The 23,736-nt window shown below is 68.0% G+C and carries 24 protein-coding genes; 11 read left to right on the top strand and 13 right to left on the bottom strand.

The genetic code is table 11. The annotated features are described in order from the left end of the window. Positions 1–48: 48 nt before the first annotated feature. From trkA to hflX, 4 genes are all read left to right on the top strand, one after another. Positions 49–1,425 (top strand): Trk system potassium transporter TrkA, encoded by a 1,377-nt coding sequence (gene trkA / locus PRL19_RS01310; RefSeq protein ID WP_045982009.1) that lies wholly within the window; start codon positions 49–51, stop codon positions 1,423–1,425. Between the two features lie 10 nt (positions 1,426–1,435). Continuing rightward, a complete protein-coding gene (locus tag PRL19_RS01305; protein WP_045982008.1) occupies positions 1,436–3,067 on the top strand; it encodes a TrkH family potassium uptake protein in 1,632 nt (543 codons plus the stop codon). A gap of 114 nt (positions 3,068–3,181) precedes the next feature. Further along, complete coding sequence (hfq, locus tag PRL19_RS01300) at positions 3,182–3,415, top strand: RNA chaperone Hfq (protein ID WP_042250201.1); 234 nt, start codon at positions 3,182–3,184, stop codon at positions 3,413–3,415. Beyond that, entirely contained in the window at positions 3,416–4,807 is a 1,392-nt protein-coding gene (gene hflX / locus PRL19_RS01295; protein WP_252926879.1) for a GTPase HflX, read from the top strand. Between the two features lie 93 nt (positions 4,808–4,900). On the opposite strand, the gene PRL19_RS01290 is transcribed toward hflX, so the two are convergent. The 11 genes from PRL19_RS01290 to PRL19_RS01240 form a co-directional block, all read right to left on the bottom strand. Further along, a complete protein-coding gene (locus PRL19_RS01290) occupies positions 4,901–5,812 on the bottom strand; it encodes a carbohydrate kinase family protein (protein ID WP_127899046.1) in 912 nt (303 codons plus the stop codon). A gap of 23 nt (positions 5,813–5,835) precedes the next feature. Next, the gene (locus PRL19_RS01285; RefSeq protein ID WP_273743651.1) at positions 5,836–7,002 is read right to left on the bottom strand and encodes a TFIIB-type zinc ribbon-containing protein; all 1,167 of its coding nucleotides are present in this window, start codon (positions 7,000–7,002) and stop codon (positions 5,836–5,838) included. Positions 7,003–7,009: 7 nt separating this feature from the next. After that, positions 7,010–8,128, bottom strand: a complete 1,119-nt coding sequence (locus tag PRL19_RS01280; protein WP_273743650.1) for an SPFH domain-containing protein — start codon at positions 8,126–8,128, stop codon at positions 7,010–7,012. A gap of 51 nt (positions 8,129–8,179) precedes the next feature. Further along, on the bottom strand, positions 8,180–9,196 hold the full coding sequence (locus PRL19_RS01275) for a DUF2927 domain-containing protein (protein WP_046001108.1): 1,017 nt from the start codon (positions 9,194–9,196) through the stop codon (positions 8,180–8,182). After that, positions 9,196–10,380 carry a toxic anion resistance protein gene (locus tag PRL19_RS01270; RefSeq protein WP_273743649.1) on the bottom strand — a complete coding sequence of 395 codons (1,185 nt, stop codon included), beginning with the start codon at positions 10,378–10,380 and terminating at the stop codon, positions 9,196–9,198. Before PRL19_RS01270 ends, PRL19_RS01275 begins: the two co-directional genes overlap by 1 nt. A gap of 167 nt (positions 10,381–10,547) precedes the next feature. Beyond that, positions 10,548–12,719: a 3-hydroxyacyl-CoA dehydrogenase NAD-binding domain-containing protein gene (locus PRL19_RS01265; protein ID WP_273743648.1), complete on the bottom strand. Its 2,172-nt coding sequence runs from the start codon at positions 12,717–12,719 to the stop codon at positions 10,548–10,550. Positions 12,720–12,730: 11 nt separating this feature from the next. Continuing rightward, positions 12,731–13,942, bottom strand: coding sequence for an acetyl-CoA C-acetyltransferase (locus PRL19_RS01260; RefSeq protein WP_273743647.1), 1,212 nt, complete (start codon positions 13,940–13,942; stop codon positions 12,731–12,733). Next, the gene (locus tag PRL19_RS01255; protein WP_046001104.1) at positions 13,939–14,580 is read right to left on the bottom strand and encodes a glutathione S-transferase family protein; all 642 of its coding nucleotides are present in this window, start codon (positions 14,578–14,580) and stop codon (positions 13,939–13,941) included. Before PRL19_RS01255 ends, PRL19_RS01260 begins: the two co-directional genes overlap by 4 nt. A gap of 274 nt (positions 14,581–14,854) precedes the next feature. Continuing rightward, positions 14,855–16,633: an acyl-CoA dehydrogenase C-terminal domain-containing protein gene (locus tag PRL19_RS01250; protein ID WP_273743646.1), complete on the bottom strand. Its 1,779-nt coding sequence runs from the start codon at positions 16,631–16,633 to the stop codon at positions 14,855–14,857. Positions 16,634–16,644: 11 nt separating this feature from the next. Further along, entirely contained in the window at positions 16,645–17,037 is a 393-nt protein-coding gene (locus PRL19_RS01245) for a MerR family transcriptional regulator (protein ID WP_045981991.1), read from the bottom strand. A gap of 106 nt (positions 17,038–17,143) precedes the next feature. After that, positions 17,144–17,491 (bottom strand): MerR family transcriptional regulator, encoded by a 348-nt coding sequence (locus PRL19_RS01240; protein ID WP_420704433.1) that lies wholly within the window; start codon positions 17,489–17,491, stop codon positions 17,144–17,146. Between the two features lie 162 nt (positions 17,492–17,653). Here PRL19_RS01240 and PRL19_RS01235 point away from each other — a divergent pair, with 162 nt between their 5' ends. Genes PRL19_RS01235 through PRL19_RS01225 form a run of 3 tightly spaced genes read left to right on the top strand, consistent with a single transcriptional unit; the run spans position 17,654 to position 19,877 of the window. Beyond that, positions 17,654–18,079, top strand: a complete 426-nt coding sequence (locus PRL19_RS01235) for a PaaI family thioesterase (RefSeq protein WP_273743644.1) — start codon at positions 17,654–17,656, stop codon at positions 18,077–18,079. Positions 18,080–18,081: 2 nt separating this feature from the next. Further along, a complete protein-coding gene (locus PRL19_RS01230) occupies positions 18,082–18,582 on the top strand; it encodes a PaaI family thioesterase (protein WP_042247551.1) in 501 nt (166 codons plus the stop codon). Beyond that, the gene (locus PRL19_RS01225) at positions 18,579–19,877 is read left to right on the top strand and encodes an MATE family efflux transporter (RefSeq protein WP_273743643.1); all 1,299 of its coding nucleotides are present in this window, start codon (positions 18,579–18,581) and stop codon (positions 19,875–19,877) included. The genes PRL19_RS01230 and PRL19_RS01225 overlap by 4 nt, the downstream gene beginning before the upstream one ends. Here the strand turns inward: PRL19_RS01225 and PRL19_RS01220 are convergent. Together PRL19_RS01220 and PRL19_RS01215 are read right to left on the bottom strand one after the other, a co-directional pair. Continuing rightward, positions 19,874–20,416 (bottom strand): cytochrome b, encoded by a 543-nt coding sequence (locus PRL19_RS01220; RefSeq protein ID WP_273743642.1) that lies wholly within the window; start codon positions 20,414–20,416, stop codon positions 19,874–19,876. The genes PRL19_RS01225 and PRL19_RS01220 overlap by 4 nt on opposite strands. A gap of 171 nt (positions 20,417–20,587) precedes the next feature. After that, complete coding sequence (locus tag PRL19_RS01215) at positions 20,588–20,902, bottom strand: DUF1476 domain-containing protein (RefSeq protein ID WP_046001099.1); 315 nt, start codon at positions 20,900–20,902, stop codon at positions 20,588–20,590. A gap of 131 nt (positions 20,903–21,033) precedes the next feature. Between PRL19_RS01215 and purC the strand changes: the two genes are divergently transcribed. From purC to PRL19_RS01195, 4 genes are all read left to right on the top strand, one after another. Then, positions 21,034–21,795: a phosphoribosylaminoimidazolesuccinocarboxamide synthase gene (gene purC / locus PRL19_RS01210; protein ID WP_045981986.1), complete on the top strand. Its 762-nt coding sequence runs from the start codon at positions 21,034–21,036 to the stop codon at positions 21,793–21,795. Positions 21,796–21,809: 14 nt separating this feature from the next. Continuing rightward, positions 21,810–22,049, top strand: coding sequence for a phosphoribosylformylglycinamidine synthase subunit PurS (purS, locus tag PRL19_RS01205; protein WP_045981985.1), 240 nt, complete (start codon positions 21,810–21,812; stop codon positions 22,047–22,049). A 93-nt stretch (positions 22,050–22,142) separates the two neighbouring features. After that, entirely contained in the window at positions 22,143–22,940 is a 798-nt protein-coding gene (locus PRL19_RS01200; RefSeq protein ID WP_273743641.1) for an ABC transporter ATP-binding protein, read from the top strand. Between the two features lie 23 nt (positions 22,941–22,963). After that, a complete protein-coding gene (locus PRL19_RS01195; protein WP_045981983.1) occupies positions 22,964–23,698 on the top strand; it encodes a transporter substrate-binding domain-containing protein in 735 nt (244 codons plus the stop codon). Positions 23,699–23,736: the final 38 nt, after the last annotated feature.

Here is a 23,736-nt window from a genome sequence, read left to right as displayed (position 1 = left end):
CCGCGCGCCCGGCTTAGGCAAGGGGGCGCGGGACAGGAAGGGTGACGCATGAAGATCATCATCTGCGGGGCAGGGCAGGTCGGCTGGCAGATCGCACGCCACCTGTCGGGCGAGCGCAACGATGTCACCGTCATCGACAACAATCCCGACCTGGTGCGCCGGGCCACGGAATCGCTGGACGTGCAGGGGGTGACGGGTTTTGCCAGCCATCCCGACATCCTGGACAGCGCCGGCGCGCGCGACGCCGACCTGATCATCGCCGCGACCCATTCGGACGAGGTGAACATGGTCACCTGCCAGGTCGCGCATTCGATCTTCCAGGTGCCGCGCAAGATCGCCCGCCTGCGGTCGGGCGCCTATCTGGACGCGATCTATTCCGATCTGTACCGCACCGAGCACTTGCCCATCGACGTGGTCATCAGTCCCGAACGCGAGGTCGCGCTGGCTGCCCTGCAGCGCTTGTCGGCCCCGTCGACCTTCGACGTCGAGACCTTCATGGACGGCAAGATCCAGCTGCTGGGGATCGACCTGGAACCGGACTGCCCGGCGCTGAACACGCCGTTGCGCCAGCTGACCGAGCTGTTCTCCAGCCTGCGTGCCATCGTGGCGGGGGTGCGCCGCAAGGGGCGGCTGTTCGCGCCAGAACCGGGCGATCAGCTGTTCGCCGAAGACCAGATCTATGTCTTCTGCCACATCGACGACGTGGCGCGCACGCTGGACATCTTTGGCAAGCCCGCCCGCAAGCAGGAGCGTGTGACCATCATCGGGGCAGGGAACGTGGGCCTGGCCGTGGCGCAGGCGCTGGAGGCGCGGCCGGACCGCATCCGCGCCAAGCTGATCGAGCGCGACCGGGGGCGTGCCGAATTCGCGGCCGACCGTCTGGAACGGACCATCGTGCTGAACGGCGACGGCCTGTCGGCCGAGATCCTGGACGAGGCCGCCGTCCCCCAGGCCGACGCCGTCCTGGCGGTCACCGACGACGACAAGACCAACATCCTGGCCTCGGTGCGCGCCAAGCAGGCGGGGGCGAAAATGGCCATCGCACTGATCAACGACCCCACGCTGGTGCCGCTGATGGGGGCGCTGGACATCGACGCCTATATCAACCCGCGATCGACGACCGTGTCCACGATCCTGCGCCACATCCGCCACGGGCGCGTACGCGACATCTATTCCGTCGGCGATGCCGAGGCCGAGGTGATGGAGGCGCAGGTTTTGTCCACCAGCCCCATGGCGGGCCGCGCGATCCGCGACATCGACTTCCCCGAAGGCGCGCTGCTGGGTGCGGTCCGCAAGGGCGATCGGGTGGTCAAGCCGCTGGCCGACACCCGCATCGACGAGGGCGACATCGTGCTGATCTTTGCCCTGACCAAGGACGTCCCCGAAGTCGAGCGCCTGTTGCAGGTCTCGATCGACTTCTTCTGAGGGTCGGGGGATGACGGGCTTTCTTCTGCGGATGCCGCTGCTGGTGCTGCTGGTCGGGCTGGCGGCGGTGCTGATGCTGGCGCCCGCGGGTTTTGCCTCGGTCACGGGATACGCCGCAATCGCGCGCAACTTCTTCTATGCGGCGCTGCTGACGCTGACCTTCTGCGGGCTGATCGGGCTTGCGGCGCAGGCCAACCCCCGCGGCCAGACCGCGCGAGAGATGCTGCTGCTGATGCTGGGGGTCTATGGGCTGCTGCCGCTGCTGCTGGCCGTGCCCTTTGCGGAAAGTCAGCCCGACACGGGGTTCTTCAACGCCTGGTGGGAGATGGTGTCGTCGCTGACCACCACCGGGGCGTCGCTCTATTCGGCCGACCTGCTGCCGCTGCCGCTGCATCTGTGGCGGTCGATGGTGGGCTGGATGGGGGGCTTTTTCGTGCTGGTGGCGGCGGTCGCGATCCTGGCGCCGCTGCGCGTCGGCGGGTTCGAGATCATGTCGAACCCCTATGGCCGCGAGGAATACCGCGAGCACCTGCCGCCGTCGGACCAGCCGCGCCGCCCGGTCCTGCACCTGTCCGATCCCAGCTTCGACACGCAGCTGGCCGATCCTGCCAGCCGGCTGGGCCGCGCCGCGCTGCAGGTGGGCCCGCTCTATCTGGGCTTCACCCTGGTGTTGTGGGTGGGGCTGCTGATGCTGGGCGATCCGTCCTTCGTGGCGCTGACGCGGGCGATGGGGACGCTGTCGACGTCGGGCATCTCTCCGGTGATCGGGCCGTCGGGCGAGGCTTCGGGCATTCCCGGAGAAATGCTGGTCTTTATCTTCCTGATCCCCGCCCTGTCACGGCGCTTCTGGCCCGGGGGCGCGGAACTGCGCGCGACCGAGCGGCTGATCGAGGACCCCGAACTGCGCATGGCGCTGGGCTTGGTCCTGGGGGTGGGCGTCATGCTGTTCCTGCGCCATTTCCTGGGCGCGATCGAGGTCGACCGCGCGGCGCCCCCCGATCCGACCGGCATGGCCGAGGTCGGGCGCGCCCTGTCGGCCATGTGGGGCAGCATGTTCAGCGCGCTGAGCTATCTGACCACGACCGGCTGGACCTCTGTCGCCTGGGCGGGGGCGCGGTCCTGGTCGGGGCTGGACGCGCCGGGGTTGGTCCTGGCGGGGCTGGCACTGATGGGGGGCGGGATCGCCACGACCGCGGGGGGCGTCAAGCTGCTGCGCGTCTATGCGCTGGCCACCCACGGCCAGCGCGAGATGGAGCGGATCATCCACCCCCATTCCGTGTCAGGCGGCGGGCGAATCGCCCGCAGGTTGCGACGCGAAGGCGCCTATCTGGCCTTCATCTTCTTCATGCTGTTCGCGATTTCGATCGCGCTGGTGGTCAGTTTGGTGTCCATCCACGCCATCGAGTTCGAGACCGCGACCATCCTGTCCATCGCCGCGCTGACCAATGCCGGCCCGCTGGCCAGCGCCATTCCCCTGACGCCCGCCTTTGAAGGTACTGCCGGCATCGCCTCCGCGCCGTGGGAGGGTTGGTCGGGCCTGCCCGATTTCACCAAGGCGGTGCTGGCCTGCGCGATGGTGCTGGGCCGGATCGAGACGCTGGCGGTGCTGGCGCTGTTCTCTCCGGAGTTCTGGCGCCGCTAGGTGTGGCCCAAATGTTGCCTTCGCGTTTTCGCGAAATCCGCCATGCTTGCATGGGGTGGGGCATCGGCTTAGATGTTGAACGGACAGGGACAGTGAAAAACGGACGATAAACAAATGGCTGGCGACAAGCAGAACCTGCAGGATGCGTTCCTGAACCATGTCCGCAAGGCCAAGGTGCCCGTCACCATCTTTTTGATCAACGGTGTCAAGCTGCAAGGCGTCATCACCTGGTTCGACAACTTCTGCGTCCTGCTGCGCCGCGACGGACAGTCGCAACTGGTCTATAAGCATGCGATCAGCACGATCATGCCGGGCCAACCCATCACCCTGTACGAAGGCGAGGATTGATTGGCCGAACTGACGGAAACCGCAGCCAAGCCGACACGCGCCTATGTGATCCACCCCGATCTGGGCCGCGCCCGTACTCAACGGCGCGAGCCCGAGCATGCGTTGGCCGAGGCCGTGTCGCTGGCCCTGGCCCTGCCGGGCATCGAGATGGTCGGATCCGAGGTCGCCAACCTGCGTGAGCCCAATGCCGGCAAGCTGTTCGGCAAGGGCAAGCTGGCCGAGATCAAGGAGCGCCTTGGCGCGTTGGAGGTCGAACTGGTGCTGATCGACGGGCCGGTGACCCCGGTCCAGCAGCGCAACCTGGAAAAGGACTGGGGCGTCAAGCTTCTGGACCGGACCGGGCTGATCCTGGAGATCTTTGCCGACCGTGCCCGCACCCGCGAGGGCGTCCTGCAGGTCGAGCTGGCGGCGCTGTCCTATCAGCGCACGCGGCTGGTTCGTGCCTGGACCCACCTGGAGCGTCAGCGCGGCGGGTTGGGCTTCGTGGGCGGTCCCGGCGAGACGCAGATCGAGGCCGACCGTCGCGCCATCGACGACCAGATGACGCGCCTGCGCCGGCAGCTGGACCGCGTGGTCAAGACCCGCAGCCTGCACCGCGCATCGCGTGCGAAGGTGCCCTATCCGATCGTCGCGCTGGTGGGATACACCAACGCCGGGAAATCGACGCTGTTCAACCGGCTGACCGGGGCAGACGTCTTCGTCAAGGACATGCTGTTCGCGACGCTGGACCCCACCATGCGGGCGATCCGCCTGCCTGACGCGCAGGGCGCGAATTCGGGGCGCAAGGTGATCCTGTCGGACACGGTGGGCTTCATCAGCGATCTTCCGACCGAACTGGTCGCGGCCTTCCGCGCCACGCTGGAGGAAGTGCTGGAGGCCGACCTGATCCTGCATGTGCGCGACATCAGCCACCCCGAGACCGAGGAGCAGGCCCACGACGTGGCCGCGATCCTGGACAGCCTGGGCGTGGACGAGGACGTGGCCGCGATCGAGGTCTGGAACAAGATCGACGCCCTGGGCGACGACACCCGCGCGGCCCTGCGCCGCACCGATGCCCGCACCGAGGGCGTGCAGGCGGTCAGTGCCCTGTCGGGCGAGGGGCTGGACGACCTGATCGCCGCCATCGACCGTCAGCTGGGCGAGGTTCTGGACGAGCCGCGCGTGGAGGGGCAGGTGGTGCTGGATTTTGCCGATGGGCGCAGCCGTGCCTGGCTGCACGAGGCCGGCGTGGTCGAGCGCGAGGAGGCAGGCGAGGACGGGCTGCATCTGGATCTGCGCTGGACCGCACGGCAGAAGGGCGCGTTCGAGGCGTTCACCGGCACGGCCACCGAGGCCGACGAGGATGACGAACCCGAAGAGCCGCGCAGCGGCGGGTGGCACCCGGCGGACTGAGCCCCTTGCGTCCCGCGACGGAAGGGCGGGGGGCCAGCCCCCCGCCCCCCCCCGCCGGGATGGGGCTGCGCCCCTCCCGGACCCTCCCCCAGATCAGGCAGGCATTTCATGTGACCAGGGCGGGTTTGCGCCGGGGCGCGAGACGGTGACGGCGGCAGCCTGCGCGCCGAGCGTCAGCGCCGCGTGGATCTGGGCGGGGGTGATCGCCGCGATGGCGTCCTTGGTCAGCAGGCCCTGACGGTCCAGCGAGGCCAGCACGCCCGCGTTGAACGTGTCGCCCGCGCCGATCGTGTCGGCCACGGTGGCGCGCACGGCGGGGGCGTGGACTGTCTCTCCGGCCCAGATCGCCTTGGCGCCGGCCTCTCCTCCGGTCTGCAGGACCAGCTTGGGGCCGGTGGCCAGCACCGCGCGGGCGGCGTCTTCGGGCGACAGGTCGGGGTGCAGCCATTCCAGGTCGTCGGCCGACAGCTTGACGATATCGGCCATGGGCAACAGCCGGGCCAGCCGCGCACGATAGGCTCCCGCATCGGTGATGAAGAACGGCCGGATGTTGGGATCGATCATCACGGGCAGGCGGTCGTGATGCTGCGCGATCAACGCCTCGATGGTGCCGCCGCAGGGGTCGGGCACCAGGCTGATGCCGCCGGCGAAGAGCGCGGTCACGGTATCAGGCAGCGGCCCGATATCCTCGGGCAGCAGCATCCGCCCGGCGGAGCCCTCGTCGTAGAAGGAGTAGCGCGCCTCGCCGTTCGTCAGCGTCACCAGCGCCAGCGTGGTCAGCCGGTCGGTGCGGGGGCACAGGTCGGTGTTCACCCCGGCCTCGGCCAGCGGCCGCAGGATCTGGTCGCCGAAGGGGTCGCGGCTGATCGGCCACAGATAGCCCGTGTCCTGGCCAAGCCGCCCAAGCGCGATGGCGGTATTGTAGACTGCGCCGCCGGCCAGCGGGCGGAAGGTGCCGTCGGACGGCACCATGTCGATCAGCGATTCGCCTGCGCACAGGATCATGGTCGGTCCCCCTTGGTTCGGCCCTATTGGGTCAGATACAGGATGGCTGCTAACGCTACCAGTGCCACGGCGACGGCCCCGGCGATTTTCCATGCCGAATACGGGCGTTCGCCCATGACCTTGCCGGTCTGGCCATTGACCACGAAGCGGTAGCTTGCGCCGTTGTAGCGATAGGCCGCCGCCCAGATCGGCAGCAGCACGTGCTTGAAGGTCTCGTTCACGAAGCGGCTGTCGACGCGATCGACGCGCTGTTCCGCGCCGCCGATGCTGCGGCGGGCGTCCTGGTGGATGACCTGCGCCATTTGCTGGCGCGCGGCCCCGTGCCCGTCCGCCAGGGGGACGGTGTACCCCTCGGCCTCGAACCCCGACAGGAAGCGAGGGTCGTATTCCGCCACGGCCGACAGATCCCAGGGCTTCATCGCCTCGGAGAAGCGCGGCGGCAGCGCGGTCGATGCGGGGATCAGCACGTCGTTGAACTGGCGCGCGACCTGACCCGACACCGGGGTCCAGCGGATGCGGCGTTCCTGGCGGCTGACCGTCTGCGTCCGGCCGTTCACGGTCTGGGTTCCTTGAACCATGACGTAATATGCATCGCCCCGCTGGCCGCGATAGCGCGACGTCGTGTCGGCGTCGAAGGTCCAGAAGGGGGAATAGATCCCGCTCAGCCGCCGATCCTTGCGCGCATAGGCCGTCAGGCCGGACGGGGCGAACCACAGGCTGCCCAGCCACGCCTTCATCGCGGCGCGGGCCTGCGCCTCGGTCAGGGTAAAGGGCATCACCCCCTGCGGTTTGATGCGGCGGGTGGGGCCGGTGTCGGTGACGACCGGCGTTGCACAGAAGGGGCAGGCGCTGGCGTGATGGTCGGCGTCCAGATCGACCTGTGCCCCGCAGTTCGGACAGGACAGGGTGCGGACGGTCTGCACGATGTCCGCGGCACCCTGAGACAGATCCAGCCCCTCGGCCAGGGGGATCTCGCGAAGCGCGGGGCCCGGCGCGCGCGGGCCCTCGGACCATTGCAGGGCGGGGTCGGCGCTGCTGTCATCGGCCTTGCGCCCGGGCGCGCGGGCGGGGCCGGGGCCGATGGTTTGCCGGTGGCCGCACCAGTCGCAGACAAGCTCCTGCTGGCCGGGGCGAAAGGTCAGGCTGGCCCCGCATTGTCCGCAGGGAAAGCGGTGTTCGGCCGGGATCATCCGGTCCTCAGCGCGGCAGGGGCGGCGGCGTCGCACCAAGGATGGCGGCCAAGGCCGGAACCTGACCGGCCTCCAGCCAGCCATCCTGCCCTTCGGTCCAGACCAGCGTAGCAGGGGTCAGGCGCCCCTCGGCCACAAGCCGCGGCAGATCGGATTGCGCAAAGGGCCCCGAGGCCGCGCCGTCGATGGCCACATGCCAGCGTGGTGCCCTGCCGCCGGGCAGGGGCGGCGGGGACGCAGGCGGCGCTGCGGGCTGCGGGGCGGCCGAGGGCATGGCGCCCCAGGGTCCGCGCATCGTGGCGCCCATGGCGGCCCCCATTGCGGCGCCCAGGCCGGCACCGGCGCCCCCCTCGTTCCGCGCGGCCGCCAGCATGGCCTCGGAAGCGGCATACTGGCCGAAACGATCCAGATCGCCGATGATCCCCATGCTGGTGCGCTTGTCCAGCATCGCCTCGACCTCGGCGGGCAGGCTGATGTTCTCGATGTAGAATTCCGGCAGGACCAGGCCATAGGCCTCGATCACCGGGGCGATGGCCTTGGCGACCAGCGCACCCAGCTGGTCGGTGTTTGCGGCCATGTCCAGAACGGGAATGTTCGACGCGGCGATGGCGCGGGAAAACTCCTGCACGATCACGTTGCGGATCTGGAAGGTGATCTCGTCGCGGGTGAAGTCGCCATCCGTGCCGACGATCTCGGACATGAACCGGGCGGGGTCGCCCACGCGCATCGCATAGGTGCCGAAGGCCCGCAGGCGGACCGGGCCGAATTCGGGGTCGCGTGCGATGATGGGGTTGCGGGTGCCCCATTTCAGATCGTTGAAGCGGGTCGTGCTGACGAAATAGACCTCGGACTTGAAGGGGCTGCGAAAGCCGTGGTCCCAGTGCTGCAGGCGCGTCAGCACCGGCAGGTTGTTCGTCTCCAGCAGGTACAGACCGGGGCCGAACACGTCGGCCAGCTGGCCCTCATGGACGAAGACGGCGGCCTGACCCTCGCGGACGGTCAGCTTGGCGCCATACTTGATCGCGCGCCCGACGGTGTCGAAGCGCCAGACCATCGTGTCGCGGTCGTCGGCCGTCCATTCGATGATCTCGATGAATTCGCCGCCCAGGATGTCGAAGATGGACATAGGTGCCTCCCGCTGACCTCGCCCCTTTCTAGGGGCGGGCCGGGGACGGGATCAAGCGTTCTCGCCCAGCAGCTCGGTCGCGATGCGGCGGACGATGGGCGCGGCCTCCGCCTCGGACATGCCGGGACGCAGGCGGGGATCATAGAGGATCCGCAGCAGCAGTTCGTCATGGCGCGTCAGCAGCGCGAACTCCTCGTCGTCGTTGAAGATCGACGGACGCGCGCCGGGGCTGTCATTGGCCAGCCCCATTCCCTGCGCCAGCTCCTCGTGGATGCAGGACGTGCGCAGCAGCGGCGGCAGTTCGGCCCGGATCACCGCCACGGCGCGGGCATAGTCGGCGGCCGCCCCCTGCGAATAGGCGAAGACCGCGCAGCTGATCGCGGCGGGCAGGTCGGTCATGATCGACACGTCCTGCGCCGGGATGCCCGGCACAAGCTGGGCCAGGCGCGGGCCGATGGCCCGGCGCTCATCCTCGGTCAGGACCAGGATGGTAAAGTTGCCGCCCTCGGCCGTCAGCGATACGGGATGGCGCGTGGCGTCCGACAGGCGGCCCGCGAAATCCGCGACCTCCGACCGCCAGGCGGGGCGGGCGGCCATGTCGGTCGAGGCGCCGAACTCCAGCTGCATCCGCACCGGACCCTGCCAGCGGCGCAGGGGTGCTGCGCGGGACTGCGACACCAGCCCGCCGTCGGTCTGGCTGTATTCGTCGCGCAACGCGATGTCGATGAAGTTGCGGGTCAGGATCTCGGCGTCGATCGGTGCGTCCAGCGGGGTCCGGTCGCGGCGCAGGCGACCCTGCGCCACCAGCCGCCGTTCCGCCGCGGCATAATAGTCGCGCTGCGACTGGCTGGCTTGGCTGGGCGAGGCAGAGGCCTGGCGCGCGACGGCATTCGCGGCGCGGTTGCGCTCGGCCCGCGCGCGGCGCAACTCGGCTTGGCTTTGCGCGGCCGAGGCGGCCTCGGGGCGTGCCTGCGGGCGCGGAGAGCCGGGCGTGTCCGTGAACGGGTCTGGGGCGCAGCCGCCCAGCAGCAGCGCCAATCCCAGGGCGGGGGCAGCCAGGCGCCGCATCAGCGCCGCCCGCCGGGGCCGGTGACGGCCGCAGGCGGCCGCGAGGATGCCGCCGCCAGCGCATCGCGCAGTTCGGCCTCCATGCGCACCAGTTCGGTCTCGGCCGAGGCGCGCCGCGAGCGACCTTCGTCGGCGATGCGCAGGCTGTCCTCGATCGTGGCGATCAGTTGGGCATTGGCGGTCTGAACCGCCTTGATGTCAAAGACGCCGCGTTCCGTCTCGGCCCGGATCTGGGCGTTCGCCTGACGCAGGTTGTCGGCGTTGCGCGTCAGCAGCTCGTTGGTCAGGTCGTTGGCCTCCTTGACCGCGCGGGCGGCCTCGGCGCTGCGCTGGATGGTGACGGCCTGGGCCAGCTGCGTCTCCCACAGGGGCACCGTGTTCACCAGGGTCGAGTTGATCTTGGTGACCAGCGACTTGTCGTTCTCCTGCACCAGCCGGATCGAGGGCAGCGACTGCATCGTCACCTGGCGCGTCAGCTTCAGGTCGTGGACGCGGCGTTCCAGGTCGTCGCGCAGGGTGCGCAGGTCGCGCAGCTCCTGCGCCTCGATCACCTGGTCGGGCTGCGCCTTTGCGGCCAGCTCGGCCTCCTTGGCGGGGATCGTCTCGCGGTCCAGCTCGGCCAGCTTTTCGGTGCCGGCGGCGATGTACAGGGCCAGCTCGTCATAGAAGGTCAACGTGCGGTCATATAGGATGTCCAGCGACTTGATGTCCTTGAGCAGCTTCTGCTCGTGCCCCTCCAGCTCGGCCGTGATGCGGTCGATCTGGGTCTGGACCTGTTCGTAATTCGCCACGAACTTGGCAAAGGGCGCCGACCGGCCCAAAAGCTTTTCCCACCAACTGCGGCTGCGGCGCATGTCCAGCTCGCTGGTCGAGAATCCGCGGATCGTGGTCACGACCTCGCGCAGGCTGTCGCCGGCCGGGCCGACCTCTTTGGCCTTGACATCGGCCAGCATGGACTGGCTGATCTGCTGCAGATCGGCCTGCGCACGGGTACCGAAGCGGAGGATGGAATTGCTGTCCTTCAGGTCGATCTCGGCCATGCGGGCGCGGATCTGGGCCTGAACGGCGGGGTCGGCATCGGACAGGGACTGCGCCGCAGGAGCAGGCTCGGGCAGCGGGGCCGAGGCGATCGCCTCGATCTGGGCCTGAGCAGCTTCGGCGCGGCGTTTCGTCTCGTCACTCATCGGCATGTCCCCTTGTCGGCCATCCGCCCGTCGGGCGGTTCCGTTGTCGCAGCATATGACTAATTTCCGCGGCTTCAACGACGGCCAGACCGGAAAGTTTCGTCACATGGCAGGGCGGACACAGCGGGTGGTGCGGATGGGCCACAAGCGCGGCCCATCCGGGGGTGTCAGGCCGCGGCCTTGCGCCCATAGAAGCTGTCGCCCTTGGCGGCCATGTCGCGCAGCATCTGCGGCGCCTTGAAGCGGGCACCGTGCGCGGCCTCCAGCCGGTCGCAGATCTCGACCGCCTTCTGCGCGCCCAGAATGTCCAGCCAGCCGAAGGGACCGCCCGACCAGGGCGCAAAGCCCCAGCCCAGGATGGCGCCCACATCGCCTTCGCGGATGTCCTCCAGCACGCCGTCCTCCAGCGCGCGAACGGCCTCCAGGCTTTGGGCGAACATCAGGCGGTGCTGGATCTCGTGCAGGTCGGGCTGGTCGGGGCTGCGCGGGTACTGCGCGTCCAGACCCTCCCACAGGCCCTGCCGCTTGCCGTCCTCATAGGCATAGAAGCCCGCGCCGCCCTTGCGGCCCATCCGCCCCTGGTCGGCCATCCAGAACAGCACGTCGTCGACCGCGCCGTCGGGATAGGCGTCGCCCATCGCGGCCTTGGTCGCCTTGGCGATCTTGACGCCCAGGTCGATCGAGGTCTCGTCGACCAGCTGCAGCGGACCCAGGGGCATGCCCATCATCTTGGCGGCGTTTTCCACCAGGGTGGGGTTCACGCCCTCGGCCACCATGCGGATGCCTTCGTTGATATAGGGGATGATGCAGCGGTTGGCATAGAAGAACCGTTCATCGTTCACGACGATGGGGGTCTTGCGGATCTGGCGCACGAAATCCAGCGCCTTGGCGACCGCCACGGGACCGGTTTCCTTGCCCTTGATGATCTCGACCAGCAGCATCTTGTCGACCGGGCTGAAGAAGTGGATGCCGATGAACTGCTGGGGGCGCGCGCTGGCCTTCGCCAGATCGCTGATCGGCAGGGTCGAGGTGTTGGTGGCGAAGATCGCGTCCTGCGGGATCACGGCCTCGGCCTTCTTTGTCACCTCGGCCTTGACCGACGGGTCCTCGAAGACCGCCTCGACGATCAGGTCGCAGCCCTGCAGGGCGGCGTAATCCGTGGTGGCGGTGATGCGGTCCAGCACCTGGGCCTTCTTCTCCTCGGTCGCCTTCTTGCGGCTGATGGCCTTGTCCAGAAGGCCCGTGGAATAGGCCTTGCCGCGGTCGGCGCTGTCCTGCGCCGCGTCGATCAGCACGACCTCGATCCCCGCCATGGCGCTGACATAGGCGATGCCCGCGCCCATCATGCCTGCGCCCAGGATGCCGACCTTGCGCACGGTCTGGTCCGGTGCGTCGGGACGGTTCGCGCCCTTTTCCAGCGCTTCCTTGTTGATGAACAGGCTGCGGATCATCGCCGTGCTGCTGGGGTTCATCAGCACATTGGTGAACCAGCGCGCCTCGATCTTCAACGCCTGATCAAAGGGCACCATCGACCCCTCATAGACCGCCGACAGCAGCGCCTTGGCCGCCGGATAGACGCCCATCGTCTTGCCGTGCACCATCGCCGAGGCGCCGACGAAGGTCATGAAGCCCGCCGGATGGAACGGCTCTCCTCCAGGCATCTTGTAGCCCTTGGCGTCCCACGGCTTGACGATGTCGGCATCCGTCGCCGACAGCACCCAGGCCCTGGCGGCGGCCAGCGGGTCCTCAACGACCTCGTCGATCAGGCCGGCGGCCTTGGCCTTCTTCGGGTCCGACAGCTTGCCCTCCAGCAGGAAGGGCGCGGCCATCATGGCCCCCAGCTTGCGGGCCAGACGGGTCGTGCCGCCCGCGCCGGGGAAGATTCCGACCATGATCTCGGGCAGGCCGATCTTGGCCTTGGGATTGTCCGCGGCAAAGATGCGGTGCGTCGCCAGCGGCAGCTCCAGCCCGATGCCGAGCGCGGTGCCGGGCAGGGCGCTGGCGATCGGCTTGCCGCCCTTCTTGGTCTTGGGGTCCATCCCCGCCAGCTCGATCCTGCGCAGCAGGTGATGCAGTGTCATCACGCCGTCGAACACGCCCTGCGCGCCATTCGCGTCCTTCATGCCCGCGATGACCTTCAGGTCCATCCCGGCGGCAAAGTCCTTCTTGCCGCTGGTGATGACGATGCCCTTGACGGCATCGTCGGCCAGCGCGTCGTCGATCAGCCCGCCCAGGGCGGCGGCGCCGTCCATCGACAGCACGTTCATCGACTTGCCCGGCACGTCCCAGGTGATGATCGCGACGCCGTCGGCGCCCTTCTCCATCGTGAAATCGGTCATGTCCGGGCTCCTCACACGCGTTCGATGATGGTGGCCGCGCCCATGCCGGACGCGATGCACAGGGTCGCCAGACCCATGGTCTTGTCCTGCCGCTCAAGCTCGTCCAGCAGGGTGCCGATGATGATCGCGCCGGTCGCGCCCAGGGGGTGGCCCATGGCGATGGCGCCACCGTTCACGTTGACCCTGGAATGGTCGACGTCGAAGGCCTGCATGAAGCGCAGCACCACGGATGCGAAGGCCTCGTTTACCTCGAACAGGTCGATGTCGCCGATGGAAAGGCCGCTGTCCTGCAGGATCTTCTCGGTCACGGGAACCGGGCCGGTCAGCATGATCGTGGGGTCGGTGCCGATCTTGGCGGTGGCGCGGATGCGCGCGCGGGGCTTCAGGCCATGCGCCTGCCCGAATTCCGCGTTGCCGATCAGCACGGCCGCGGCGCCGTCGACGATGCCGCTGCTGTTGCCGGCATGGTGGATGTGATCGACATGGGTCAGGTGCGGGTATTTCAGCATCGCGACCTTGTCAAAGCCGGGCATCATCTCGCCCATCTCCTTGAAGGCCGGGCGCAGCTTGGCCAGATCGTCCGCCGTGGTGCCGGGGCGCATGTATTCGTCGCGGTCCAGGATGGTCAGGCCGTTCTGGTCCAGCACGGGGACGATGGATTTGGCAAAGCGGTTGTCGGCCCAGGCCTGCGCCGCGCGGCGCTGGCTTTCCAGCGCCAGCGCATCGGCATCCGCGCGGCTGAAGCCGTATTCGGTGGCGATGATGTCGGCGCTGATCCCCTGCGGTACGAAGTACGACCGCATGGCCAGTCCCGGATCGACCGCGATGGCCGCCCCGTCGCTGCCCATGGCAACGCGGCCCATCATCTCTACCCCGCCGGCGATATAGGCCTGGCCCGCGCCGCCCTTGATCTGGTTGGCGGCCAGGTTCACGGCCTCCATGCCAGACGCGCAGAAGCGGTTGATCGACAGGCCGGGAATGCTCTGGTCCAGGTCCGATGCCAGCACGGCGCTGCGCGCCAGGCAGCCGCCCTGTTCCTTGACCTGGGTCACATTGCCCCAAATGACATCCTCGACCGCGTGGCCTTCCAGCCCGTTGCGGTCCTTGACGGCGTTCAGCAGGCGCGCCGACAGCGCCAGCGAGGTGACCTCGTGCAGGCTGCCATCGGGGCGGCCCTTGCCGCGCGGCGTGCGGGCGGCGTCATAGATGAATGCGTTGGTCATGTGTCCTCCTTGGGCGCCCGGTCGGATGGGTTGCCGGGCATCAGATCATAGGGGTGTTTCCAGCCGGGCAGGGCGGCGATGCCGTCCAGCCAGCGATCGATATGGGGCCAATCCTTGCGGTCAAAGCCGAAGGGCTCGGGATAGTACAGGTAACCGCACAGCGCGAAATCGGCGATGGTCGGGCCGCCGGGTGCGACCCAGTCGCGGTCAGCCAGATGCGCTTCCAGCACCTGATAGGCCCCTTTCAGCCGTCCCTGCAGGTATTCCGCGGCCCCTGCCGGCCGCTTGTCCGCGGGCAGGAAGTTCAACAGGAACCGCGCCGGCCCCGCCTGGCCCGAGACCTTGTGGTTGTCGAACATCAGCCAGCGCAGCGTCTCGTTGCGGTCGCTGCCCAGGAACCGGCCGGTGCGTTCCGCGACGTGCAGCTGGATGACGGCCGATTGGGTCAGGGTTACATCGCCCTCACGGAACACCGGGACCTCGCCCATCGGGTTCAGCGCCCTAAATGCGGGGCTGCGCCCCTCTCCGTTAAAGAAATCGACATAGACGGGCTGCCAGTCATAACCCGCCACTTGCATCGTCAGGGCCGGTTTGTAGGCGTTCCCGGATTCGCCAAAGCACCAGAGTTGCGCGGTCATCTTTCCTCCTCGACGCCGGGGGGCTGCGCGCCCCCCGGACCCCCCCCGCGGGGTATTTGGACAAAGAAGAAGCGGCGTTAACCGCGTCTTCACCTGAGCGGCATTAGTCTGGTCCTGCGGTACAGGCTGGGGAGCCGATGACCGCCAAAGGAGAAGTCGCCCCGGCCTGTGGGCCGACAACGCCTGACCCGACAACAATCGGGAGAGGTCGGGGCGCATCCTGCTTCTTCTTTGCAAAAATACCCAATGCGACCTCTCCGCCCTTGATGTCGGATCAGAAGGCTTCTGCCTCCAGCTCCATCACCGTGGCGGCTCCGGATTGGATGCGGGCCAGATGCGTGGCGGTCATCGGCAGCTGCCGCTTCATGTAGTAGCGGCCGGTTGCCAGCTTGGTCTTGTGGAACGCCGGGTCCGCGGTGCCCGCATCCAGCGCCGCCTGTGCGGCGACCGCCATCCGGGCCCACATGTACCCAAGGGTCACGTGACCAAACAGGTGCATGAAGTCGTAGCTGCCCGACAGCGCATCGTTCGGGTTCTTCATGCCGCGTTCCATGAAGAACATGGACGCCGCCTGCAGGTCCTTGGACGCGGCCTTCAGCGGTTCGATGAAGTCGGCCGCCAGTGCCTGATTGCCGGACTGTTCCTTGCAGAACGATTTGACCATGTCGAAGAAGGCCATCACATGCTTGCCGCCATCCTGGGCCAGCTTGCGGCCGACCAGGTCCAGCGCCTGCACGCCATTCGCACCTTCGTAGATCATGGTGATGCGGGCATCGCGGACGAACTGGCTCATGCCCCATTCCTCGACATAGCCGTGGCCACCGAAGACCTGCTGGGCCAGCACTGTCGCCTCGAAGCCCTTGTCGGTCAGGAAGCCCTTGATGACCGGGGTCATCAGCGACACCAGCCCCTCGGCGTCCTTGTCGCCGGCCAGGTGGCCGCGGTCGATCAGATGCGCGCCCCACAGCGCCAGCGCGCGAGCACCCTCGATAAAGCTCTTCTGGTCCAGCAGGCTGCGGCGGATGTCGGGGTGCACGATCAGCGGATCGGCGGCGCCCTGCGGATTCTGCGCGCCGGTCACCGCACGGCCCTGCAGGCGGTCCTTGGCATAGGCCAGAGCGTTCTGATAGGCGGGTACCGCCGCGGCATAGCCCTGCAGGCCCACGCCCAGACGAGCCTCGTTCATCATGGTGAACATGGCGCGCATGCCCTTGTGCAGATCGCCCAGCAGCCAGCCTTTCGCGCCGTCATAGTTCATCACGCAGGTCGCGTTGCCGTGGATGCCCATCTTGTGCTCCAGCGCGCCCACCGACACGCCGTTGCGATCGCCCAGAGAGCCGTCCGCGTTCACCAGGAACTTCGGCACGATGAACAGGCTGATGCCCTTGGTGCCCTCGCCGCCGCCGGGCGCCTTGGCCAGGACCAGGTGGACGACGTTCTCGGCCATGTCGTGATCACCGGCCGAAATGAAGATCTTCTGGCCCGTGATCAGATAGCTGCCGTCATCCTGCGGTTCCGCCTTGGTGCGCAGCAGGCCCAGATCGGTGCCGCAATGCGGTTCCGTCAGGTTCATCGTGCCGGTCCAGTCACAGCTGACCATCTTGGGCAGATAGGTCTGCTTCTGGTCGTCGGTGCCGTGGGCATGGATCGCGGAATAGGCGCCGTGGGTCAGGCCCTGGTACATGTTGAAGGCCATGTTGGCCGACACGAACATCTCTCCGGTGGCCACGCCCATGGTGTAGGGCATGCCCTGGCCACCGTATTCGGGGTCGCAGTCCAGCGCGGTCCAGCCGCCCTCCTTGACCTGCTCGAACGCCTCGCGGAAGCCCTTGGGCGTGCGGACGACGCCATTCTCCAGAACGCAGCCCTCCTGGTCGCCGGACAGGTTCAGGGGCGCCAGCACCTCGGCGGACAGCTTGCCGGCGGCTTCCAGCACGGCCTCGGTAAAGTCGGGGGCCAGTTCGTCATGGCCGGGCAGGTCGGATTGCGACAGCTTCAGAACGTCGTGCAGGACGAACTGCAGGTCGCGGATCGGGGGCGTGTACGAAGGCATGTCGGGATCCTTTACGGCTGTTCTGTGGGGGCTGCGGAAAGCCGGCCCTCGGCATCCGAGATCTGCTGGCGAAGGTCGGCGATCGCCTCGCTCAGTTCGGCATATTGCCGTTCCATGTCCGCCAGGCGGTCGCGGCCGACATCGATCGTGGCCGCGATCTGCGCGCGGTTCGTGCCGCCGGGTTCGTACAGCTGCAGCAGCTGGCGGATCTGTTCCAGGCTGAACCCGAAGCGCTTGCCGCGCAGGATCAGGATCAGCCGGGCCCGGTCGCGCCGGTCATACAACCGGTGCTGGCCACGGCGCTGGGGAAAGATCAGCTCTCGTGCCTCGTAGAACCGCAGCGTGCGCGGGGTCACGTCAAAGGCGTCGCACATCTGGCGGATGGTCATCAGATCTTCGGACATGGGTGCGGCTCCTCCTCAAACCGGCTTTCCGTCCTTCCCTGAACATAGCCCCAAGTTGACGCGAACGTAAGCAGGACGCGGCGTCACAAGTGCGCGTGCCGCCGCGTCAGCCCATCTTGGCCAGTTCGGCCACGGTGGTCTGGCGCAGCTGGTCCAGGTCCGTCCGCGCCGCCGTCAGGTCGGCGATCTGCCCGTCCAGCACGGCCAGCTGGCGGTCGGCCATGTCGATCCAGACCTGGTACTGCTCGCGAGAGCCCTTCTTGTCATAGATCTGCAGCCACTGGCGGATCTCCTCCAGGCTGAAGCCGAAGCGCCGCCCGCGCAGGATCAGGGTCATGCGGGCGACCTCGCGCGGGCCATAGAACCGGGCGCGGCCTTCCTTTCGGGGCTGCAGCAGTTCGATGTATTCGTAATAGCGCAGCGTGCGGGGCGTCACCTCGAACCGTGCGCACATGTCCTTGAAGCTGATGCGGTCTTCGGTCACCCGGCACCTCCCTGGAAGATTTCCCTTGGCGTCAACCTAAGCGCAGCCGCATCCTTTCTCAACCGAATCGCGCGCCGGGGCTTGATCCGGGTCCCGACCGGACGCTACCCCTCGCGCAAAGAAGGACGCCCCATGACCGATCCCGACGATCACGCCCGCATCGCCCAGCAGTTCATCGAGGCGATCCCCCATGCGCGCGCCCTGGGCATGCGGATCGAGGAGATCGGCGCGGGCCGCGCCACGATCAGCATGCCCTGGGCCGAACATCTGGTGGGCGATCCGCGCACCGGGGTGATCCACGGCGGCGTGGTGTCGGCGCTGATGGACACCTGCTGCGGGGCGGCGGTGATGGCGCATCCGACGAACCCGCGATCGACCGCGACGATCGACCTGCGCATCGACTACATGCGGGCCGCGACGCCGGGGCAACGCATCACCGCACGGGCCGAATGCTATCACATGACCCGCAGTGTGGCCTTCCTGCGCGCCGTGGCCCTGGACGAGGACGAGGCCAATCCCGTCGCCGCCGCCACCGGCGCCTTCACGGCGGAGCGGTGATCATGGGCGACCGCAACGAACCCCTGCACCAGATCAAGTCGCGCCGCGATTCGGCCCTGGCGGCGATGGTCACCGGCGTGCCCTACATGACCTGGCTGGGCATCCGCTTCGACCGGCGCGGGGACGAACTGACCGCGATCCTGCCCTATGACGACAAGCTGATCGGCAACCCGATGCTGCCTGCGATCCATGGCGGGGTCACCGCTGCCTTCCTGGAGGTCACGGCGATCATTGAGCTGGGCTGGGCCGCGATGTGGGAGGACCTGGAATCAGGCCGCATCGCCCCCGACGCGGCTGTTCCCGACAGCCTGCCACGGCTGCCCAAGACCATCGATTTCACTGTCGACTACCTGCGCTCGGGCCTGCCGCGCGATGCCTATGCCCGCGCCCGCGTCGTGCGGTCGGGGCGCCGCTATGCGTCCGTCCATGTCGAGGCGTGGCAGGACAACCGCGCCCGCCTGATCGCCCAGGCCACCGGTCACTTCCTGATGCCGCAGCCTTGAGCCTGCTGACCCACCGCCGGGTGCTGCAGATCGCGGTGCCCATCGTGCTGTCCAACCTGACGGTGCCACTGCTGGGGCTGGTCGATACCGGCGTGGTGGGCCAGCTGGGCCAGCCGCAGGCCATCGGCGCGGTGGGGATCGGCGCGATCATCCTGACGTCCATCTACTGGGTGTTCGGGTTCCTGCGCATGGGCACGTCCGGTCTGGTGGCGCAGGCGCATGGCGCGGGCGACGCGCCCGAGGTCGGCGCCCATCTGCTGCGCGCGCTGGCCATCGCCGCCGCCGCGGGGCTGGTCTTCATCGCGCTGCAGGCGCCGATCTTCTGGGCGGCCTTCCGGCTGGCCCCCGCCTCGGATGCGGTCGAGGCGCTGGCGCGCGACTATCTGGCGATCCGCATCTGGGGGGCGCCTGCGACCATCGGATTGTACGCGATCACCGGCTGGCTGATCGCGGTCGAACGCACCCGTGCGGTGCTGGGGCTGCAGCTGTTGCAGAACGGGCTGAACGTCGCGCTGGATGTGTGGTTCGTGCTGGGCCTGGGGCTGGGCGTGGCGGGCGTCGCCTGGGCCACCCTGATCGCCGAACTGTCCGGCGTGGCGCTGGGCCTGTGGCTGGCCCGGCACGTGCTGGGACAGGCGCGCCGCGCGGCGGGGCTGTGGGCGCGCGACCGGCTGACGCGGCTGGCGCGGGTGAACGGCGACATCATGATCCGGTCGGTCCTGCTGCAGGGCTGCATGACCAGCTTCCTGTTCCTGGGGGCGGGGCAGGGCGACGTGCCCCTGGCCGCGAACCAGGTGCTGCTGCAGTTCGTGGCGCTGACCGCCTATGCGCTGGACGGGTTCGCCTTTGCCGCCGAAAGCCTGGTGGGACAGGCCGTGGGCGCGCGCCGGCCGGACCGGGTGCGGCGGGCGTCGCTGCTGACCTCGGCCTGGGGGCTGGGGGGTGCGGTCGTGATGGGGCTGGTCTTCATCGTCGCGGGGGGCGCGATCATCGATCTGCTGACCACCTCGGACGCGGTGCGGCACGCGGCGCGCATCTATCTGCCCTGGCTGGCGCTGGCGCCCCTGATCGGGGTGGCGGGCTGGATGCTGGACGGCATCTTCATCGGGGCCACGCTGACGCGGGACATGCGCAACGCGATGATCCGGTCGGTGGCGGTCTTCGCGGCCTGCGTGCTGATCCTGCCGCCCTTCTGGGGTAACCACGGCCTGTGGGCGGCTCTGATGGCGCTGAACCTGGCCCGCGCGGTGACGATGCTGCGCCGCTATCCCAATGCCGAGGCCGCCGCCGCCTAGCATGCCATGCGGCGCAGCAGGCGGTCACGCAGCACGATCTGGTGGAACAGCGCCATCGCGATATGGCCCAGGATCAGCACGCCCATCACCCAAGCCAGCTCTCCATGAATGTTCGACCCGATGTCGGTGGCGGTCTTGACGACCTGGTCCGGGGCGCGCGGCGCGAAGATCTGGAACCCGAAGGGCGCAAAGCCCCGTACCCCGCCCCAGGCCCGCAGCAGCGCCGCCGAGGGAACCGCCAGCATCAGCGCATAAAGCGCGACATGCCCCAGCCTTGCCGCATAGCCCAGCAGGTCCGCCCGGCGGGGCGGGCGACGATCACGGTTCAGGGCGGCCCAGACCACGCGCAGGACGATCAGCACGAACAGGATGGTTCCGACCTGGGTGTGGTTGGCGGTCAGTGCGACGGCCAGAGGCGCCTCGTCGCCCAGCAGGCTTTCGGACAGCATGCCGCCGAACTGCCACGCCATCAGGGCGGCGATTCCCCAGTGAAGCGTCCGGGTCACGGCTCCATAGCGGTCCTGATTGTCCCAAAGCATGTTCCGGCATCCTGTCGTTGATAGGGCAGACCCTTTCATCCCACGGTTCGATAGGAACGCGACGGCGAAAATGCCGGGTCACCAAAGCTTGACCCCGGCTGCCTTGCGCGCGTGCAGGAATGGAAAAGGGGGGCGCAATGCCCCCTGATCCGGCCTGCTGACGATGGCGGCTCAGGTCTCGTCGATGACCTGGCGGCGGGCCTCGTCCATCAGGCGGGCCATCTGCGCGCGGATCGTTTCGGCATCGGCGACGCCGGTCAGGTCGGCCTCGACCTTGCGGAAGACGTCCTCCTCTCCGGGCTCGGCGAAATCGGCGCTGACGACGGTCATGGCATAGGCGCGGGCGTCGTCGCCGGTCTTGCCCAGCTGTCCGGCCGCCCATTCGCCCAGCAGGCGGTTCCGGCGCGCCTCGGCCTTGAAGCGCAGGTCGGCGTCATGGGCGAACTTGGATTCGTAGGCGCGCTCTCGATCGTTGAACGTGGTCATCGGGCCCTCCTGTGCGGCGTCTGGGACAAGATATGCCCATCGGCATGCCTTGTCGCAAGGCTCGTATTGCCCCCGACCGGCAATCCGGGGTAAGCGGCATCTTCAGGGACATGCGAAAGGACGGTGGGCCCATGGCACCGCGGCGCAAGAAAGTTTACGAAGGCAAGGCCAAGATCCTCTACGAGGGCACGGAACCCGGCACGCTGATCCAGTACTTCAAGGATGACGCGACCGCCTTCAACGCGCAGAAGCGCGCCACCATCGAAGGCAAGGGCGTGCTGAACAACCGCCTGTCCGAGTTCTTCATGAACGGGCTGACGAACATCGGCGTCCCGAACCACTTCATCCGCCGCATCAACATGCGCGAGCAGCTGATCCGCCAGGTCGAGATCATCCCGCTGGAAGTGATCGTGCGCAATTTCGCGGCCGGGTCGCTGTCCAAGCGCCTTGGGCTGGAGGAGGGCACGGCCCTGCCGCGGCCCATCGTCGAATACAGCTACAAGAACGACGAGTTGGGCGACCCGATGGTGTCCGAGGAATACATCATCGCCTTCGGCTGGGCGACCCAGCAGGACCTGGACGACATCGTCAGCCTGGCGCTGCGGGTGAACGACTTCCTCTCGGGGGTGTTCTACGGCGCCGGCATCAAGCTGATCGATTTCAAGATCGAGGTCGGACGGGTCTGGGACAACGACTTCATGCGCCTGATCGTGGCCGACGAGATCAGCCCCGACAGCTGCCGGCTGTGGGACGTCAAGACCGGACAGAAGCTGGACAAGGACGTGTTCCGCCGCGACCTGGGCAACCTGACCGACGCCTATACCGAGGTGGCGCGCAGGCTGGGCCTGATGCCCGCCAACACGACCAGCCTGAAACCGACCGCGATCAACTGAGAGGGACTGCCGCCATGAAAGCACGTGTCACCATCATGCTGAAGGACGGCGTCCTGGACCCCCAGGGCGAGGCGATCCGCCATGCCCTGGGCGGGCTTGGCCACCAGGACGTCACCGGCGTCCGCCAGGGCAAGCTGATCGAGCTGGACCTGGCCGCCACCGACGCCGAGGCAGCCCGCGCCGAGGTCGCCAGGATGTGCGAGGGCCTGCTGGCCAACACCGTGATCGAGAAATACTCGATCGAGATTGCGTAAGCGTTCGGCTGACGCTGCGGCAGCCTGCCCTTATCGGCAGGTTGCCCCCTGCACCCCGTTGCAAAACGCGCGCGTTTGACGCCCAATGTGCGGATGATGAACCAGACCCCGACCCCTCACAGCGCCGCCCCGGTCATTTCGATCAACGGGTTGCACAAGTCCTATGGTCCGCTTGACGTCCTCAAGGGTGTGTCCATGACCGCCCCGCGCGGCCATGTGGTCAGCCTGATCGGGTCGTCCGGGTCGGGCAAGTCCACGCTGCTGCGCTGCTGCAACCTGCTGGAGAACAGCCAGGCCGGAGAGATCCTGTTCGAGGGCGAACCGGTCCGCTGGAAGGGGCAGGGGCAGGCCCGTCACCCCGCCGACCGCGCCCAGGTCACGCGGATGCGCACCAACCTGTCCATGGTGTTCCAGCAGTTCAACCTGTGGGCCCACATGACGATCCTGCAGAACGTGATGGAGGCCCCGGTCACCGTGCTGGGCGAGGATCGCGCCGCAGTCGAGTCCCGCGCCCGCGACCTTCTGGCCAAGGTCGGCATCGGCGACAAGGCGGACGCCTGGCCCGCACAGCTGTCGGGCGGCCAGCAGCAGCGTGCCGCCATCGCCCGCGCGCTGTGCATGCAGCCCAAGGCGCTGCTGTTCGACGAACCCACCAGCGCGCTGGACCCCGAGCTGCAGCAGGAGGTCGTCCGCGTCATCAAGGATCTGGCCGGAGAGCATCGCACGATGATCCTGGTCACCCATGACATGCGGCTGGCCGCCGATGTCAGCGATCACGTCGTGTTCCTGCATCAGGGCGTGGTCTGCGAAGAAGGCCCGCCGGATCGCCTGTTCGGGAACCCGCAGACCGACCGTCTGCGCCAGTTCCTGTCCGCGACCATGGCGACATAAGAAACCAACAGGAGAGACCCCGAATGAAATCCCTGACGATCGCGGCCGCCGCGCTGATGCTGACCGCGGGCCTGGCCCAGGCCCAGACCATCCGCATGGGCACGGAAGGCGCCTATGCCCCCTACAACTTCATCGACGACGCCACCGGCGAGGTCACCGGCTTCGAGATCGAGCTGGGCAACGAGCTGTGCAAGCGCGCCGAGCTGGACTGCACCTGGGTGCGCAACGATTGGGATTCGATCATCCCGAACCTGGTCTCGTCGAACTATGACACGATCATGGCCGGCATGAACATCAACGCCGAACGCCAGGCGGTCATCGCCTTCACCCAGCCCTACACCCCGCCGACGCCGTCGGCCTATGCGGCGCTGGCGGCTGACGTCGACGTCGAGGGCGGCATCGTCGCGGCCCAGACCAGCACCATCCAGGCCGGCTATGTCGCCGAGAGCGGCGCGACGCTGATCGAGTTCCCGAACCCCGACCAGGCCGTCGCCGCCGTCCGCAACGGCGAGGCCGACGCGATCCTGGCCGACCGCGACTTCCTGGCCCCCATCGTCGAGGAATCCGGCGGAGAGCTGGTCTGGGTCGAGGGCATGGACCGCGTCGCCCTGGGCGAGGGCATCGGCATGGGCCTGCGCCAGTCCGACACCGAGCTGCTGGAGAAGTTCGACGCGCAGATCACCGCGATGAAGGAAGACGGCAGCCTGAACGACATGATCAAGAAGTGGTTCGGCGACGACGCGCTGCTGTTCGAATGATCTGACCCGCCGCCGCGGACCCGTGCCGCGGCGGCCCT

The organism is Paracoccus marcusii (assembly GCF_028621715.1).
GTDB lineage: Bacteria > Pseudomonadota > Alphaproteobacteria > Rhodobacterales > Rhodobacteraceae > Paracoccus > Paracoccus marcusii.
Note: the sequence above shows the minus strand (reverse complement) of the source record. Positions and strands in the feature narration are given on the sequence as shown.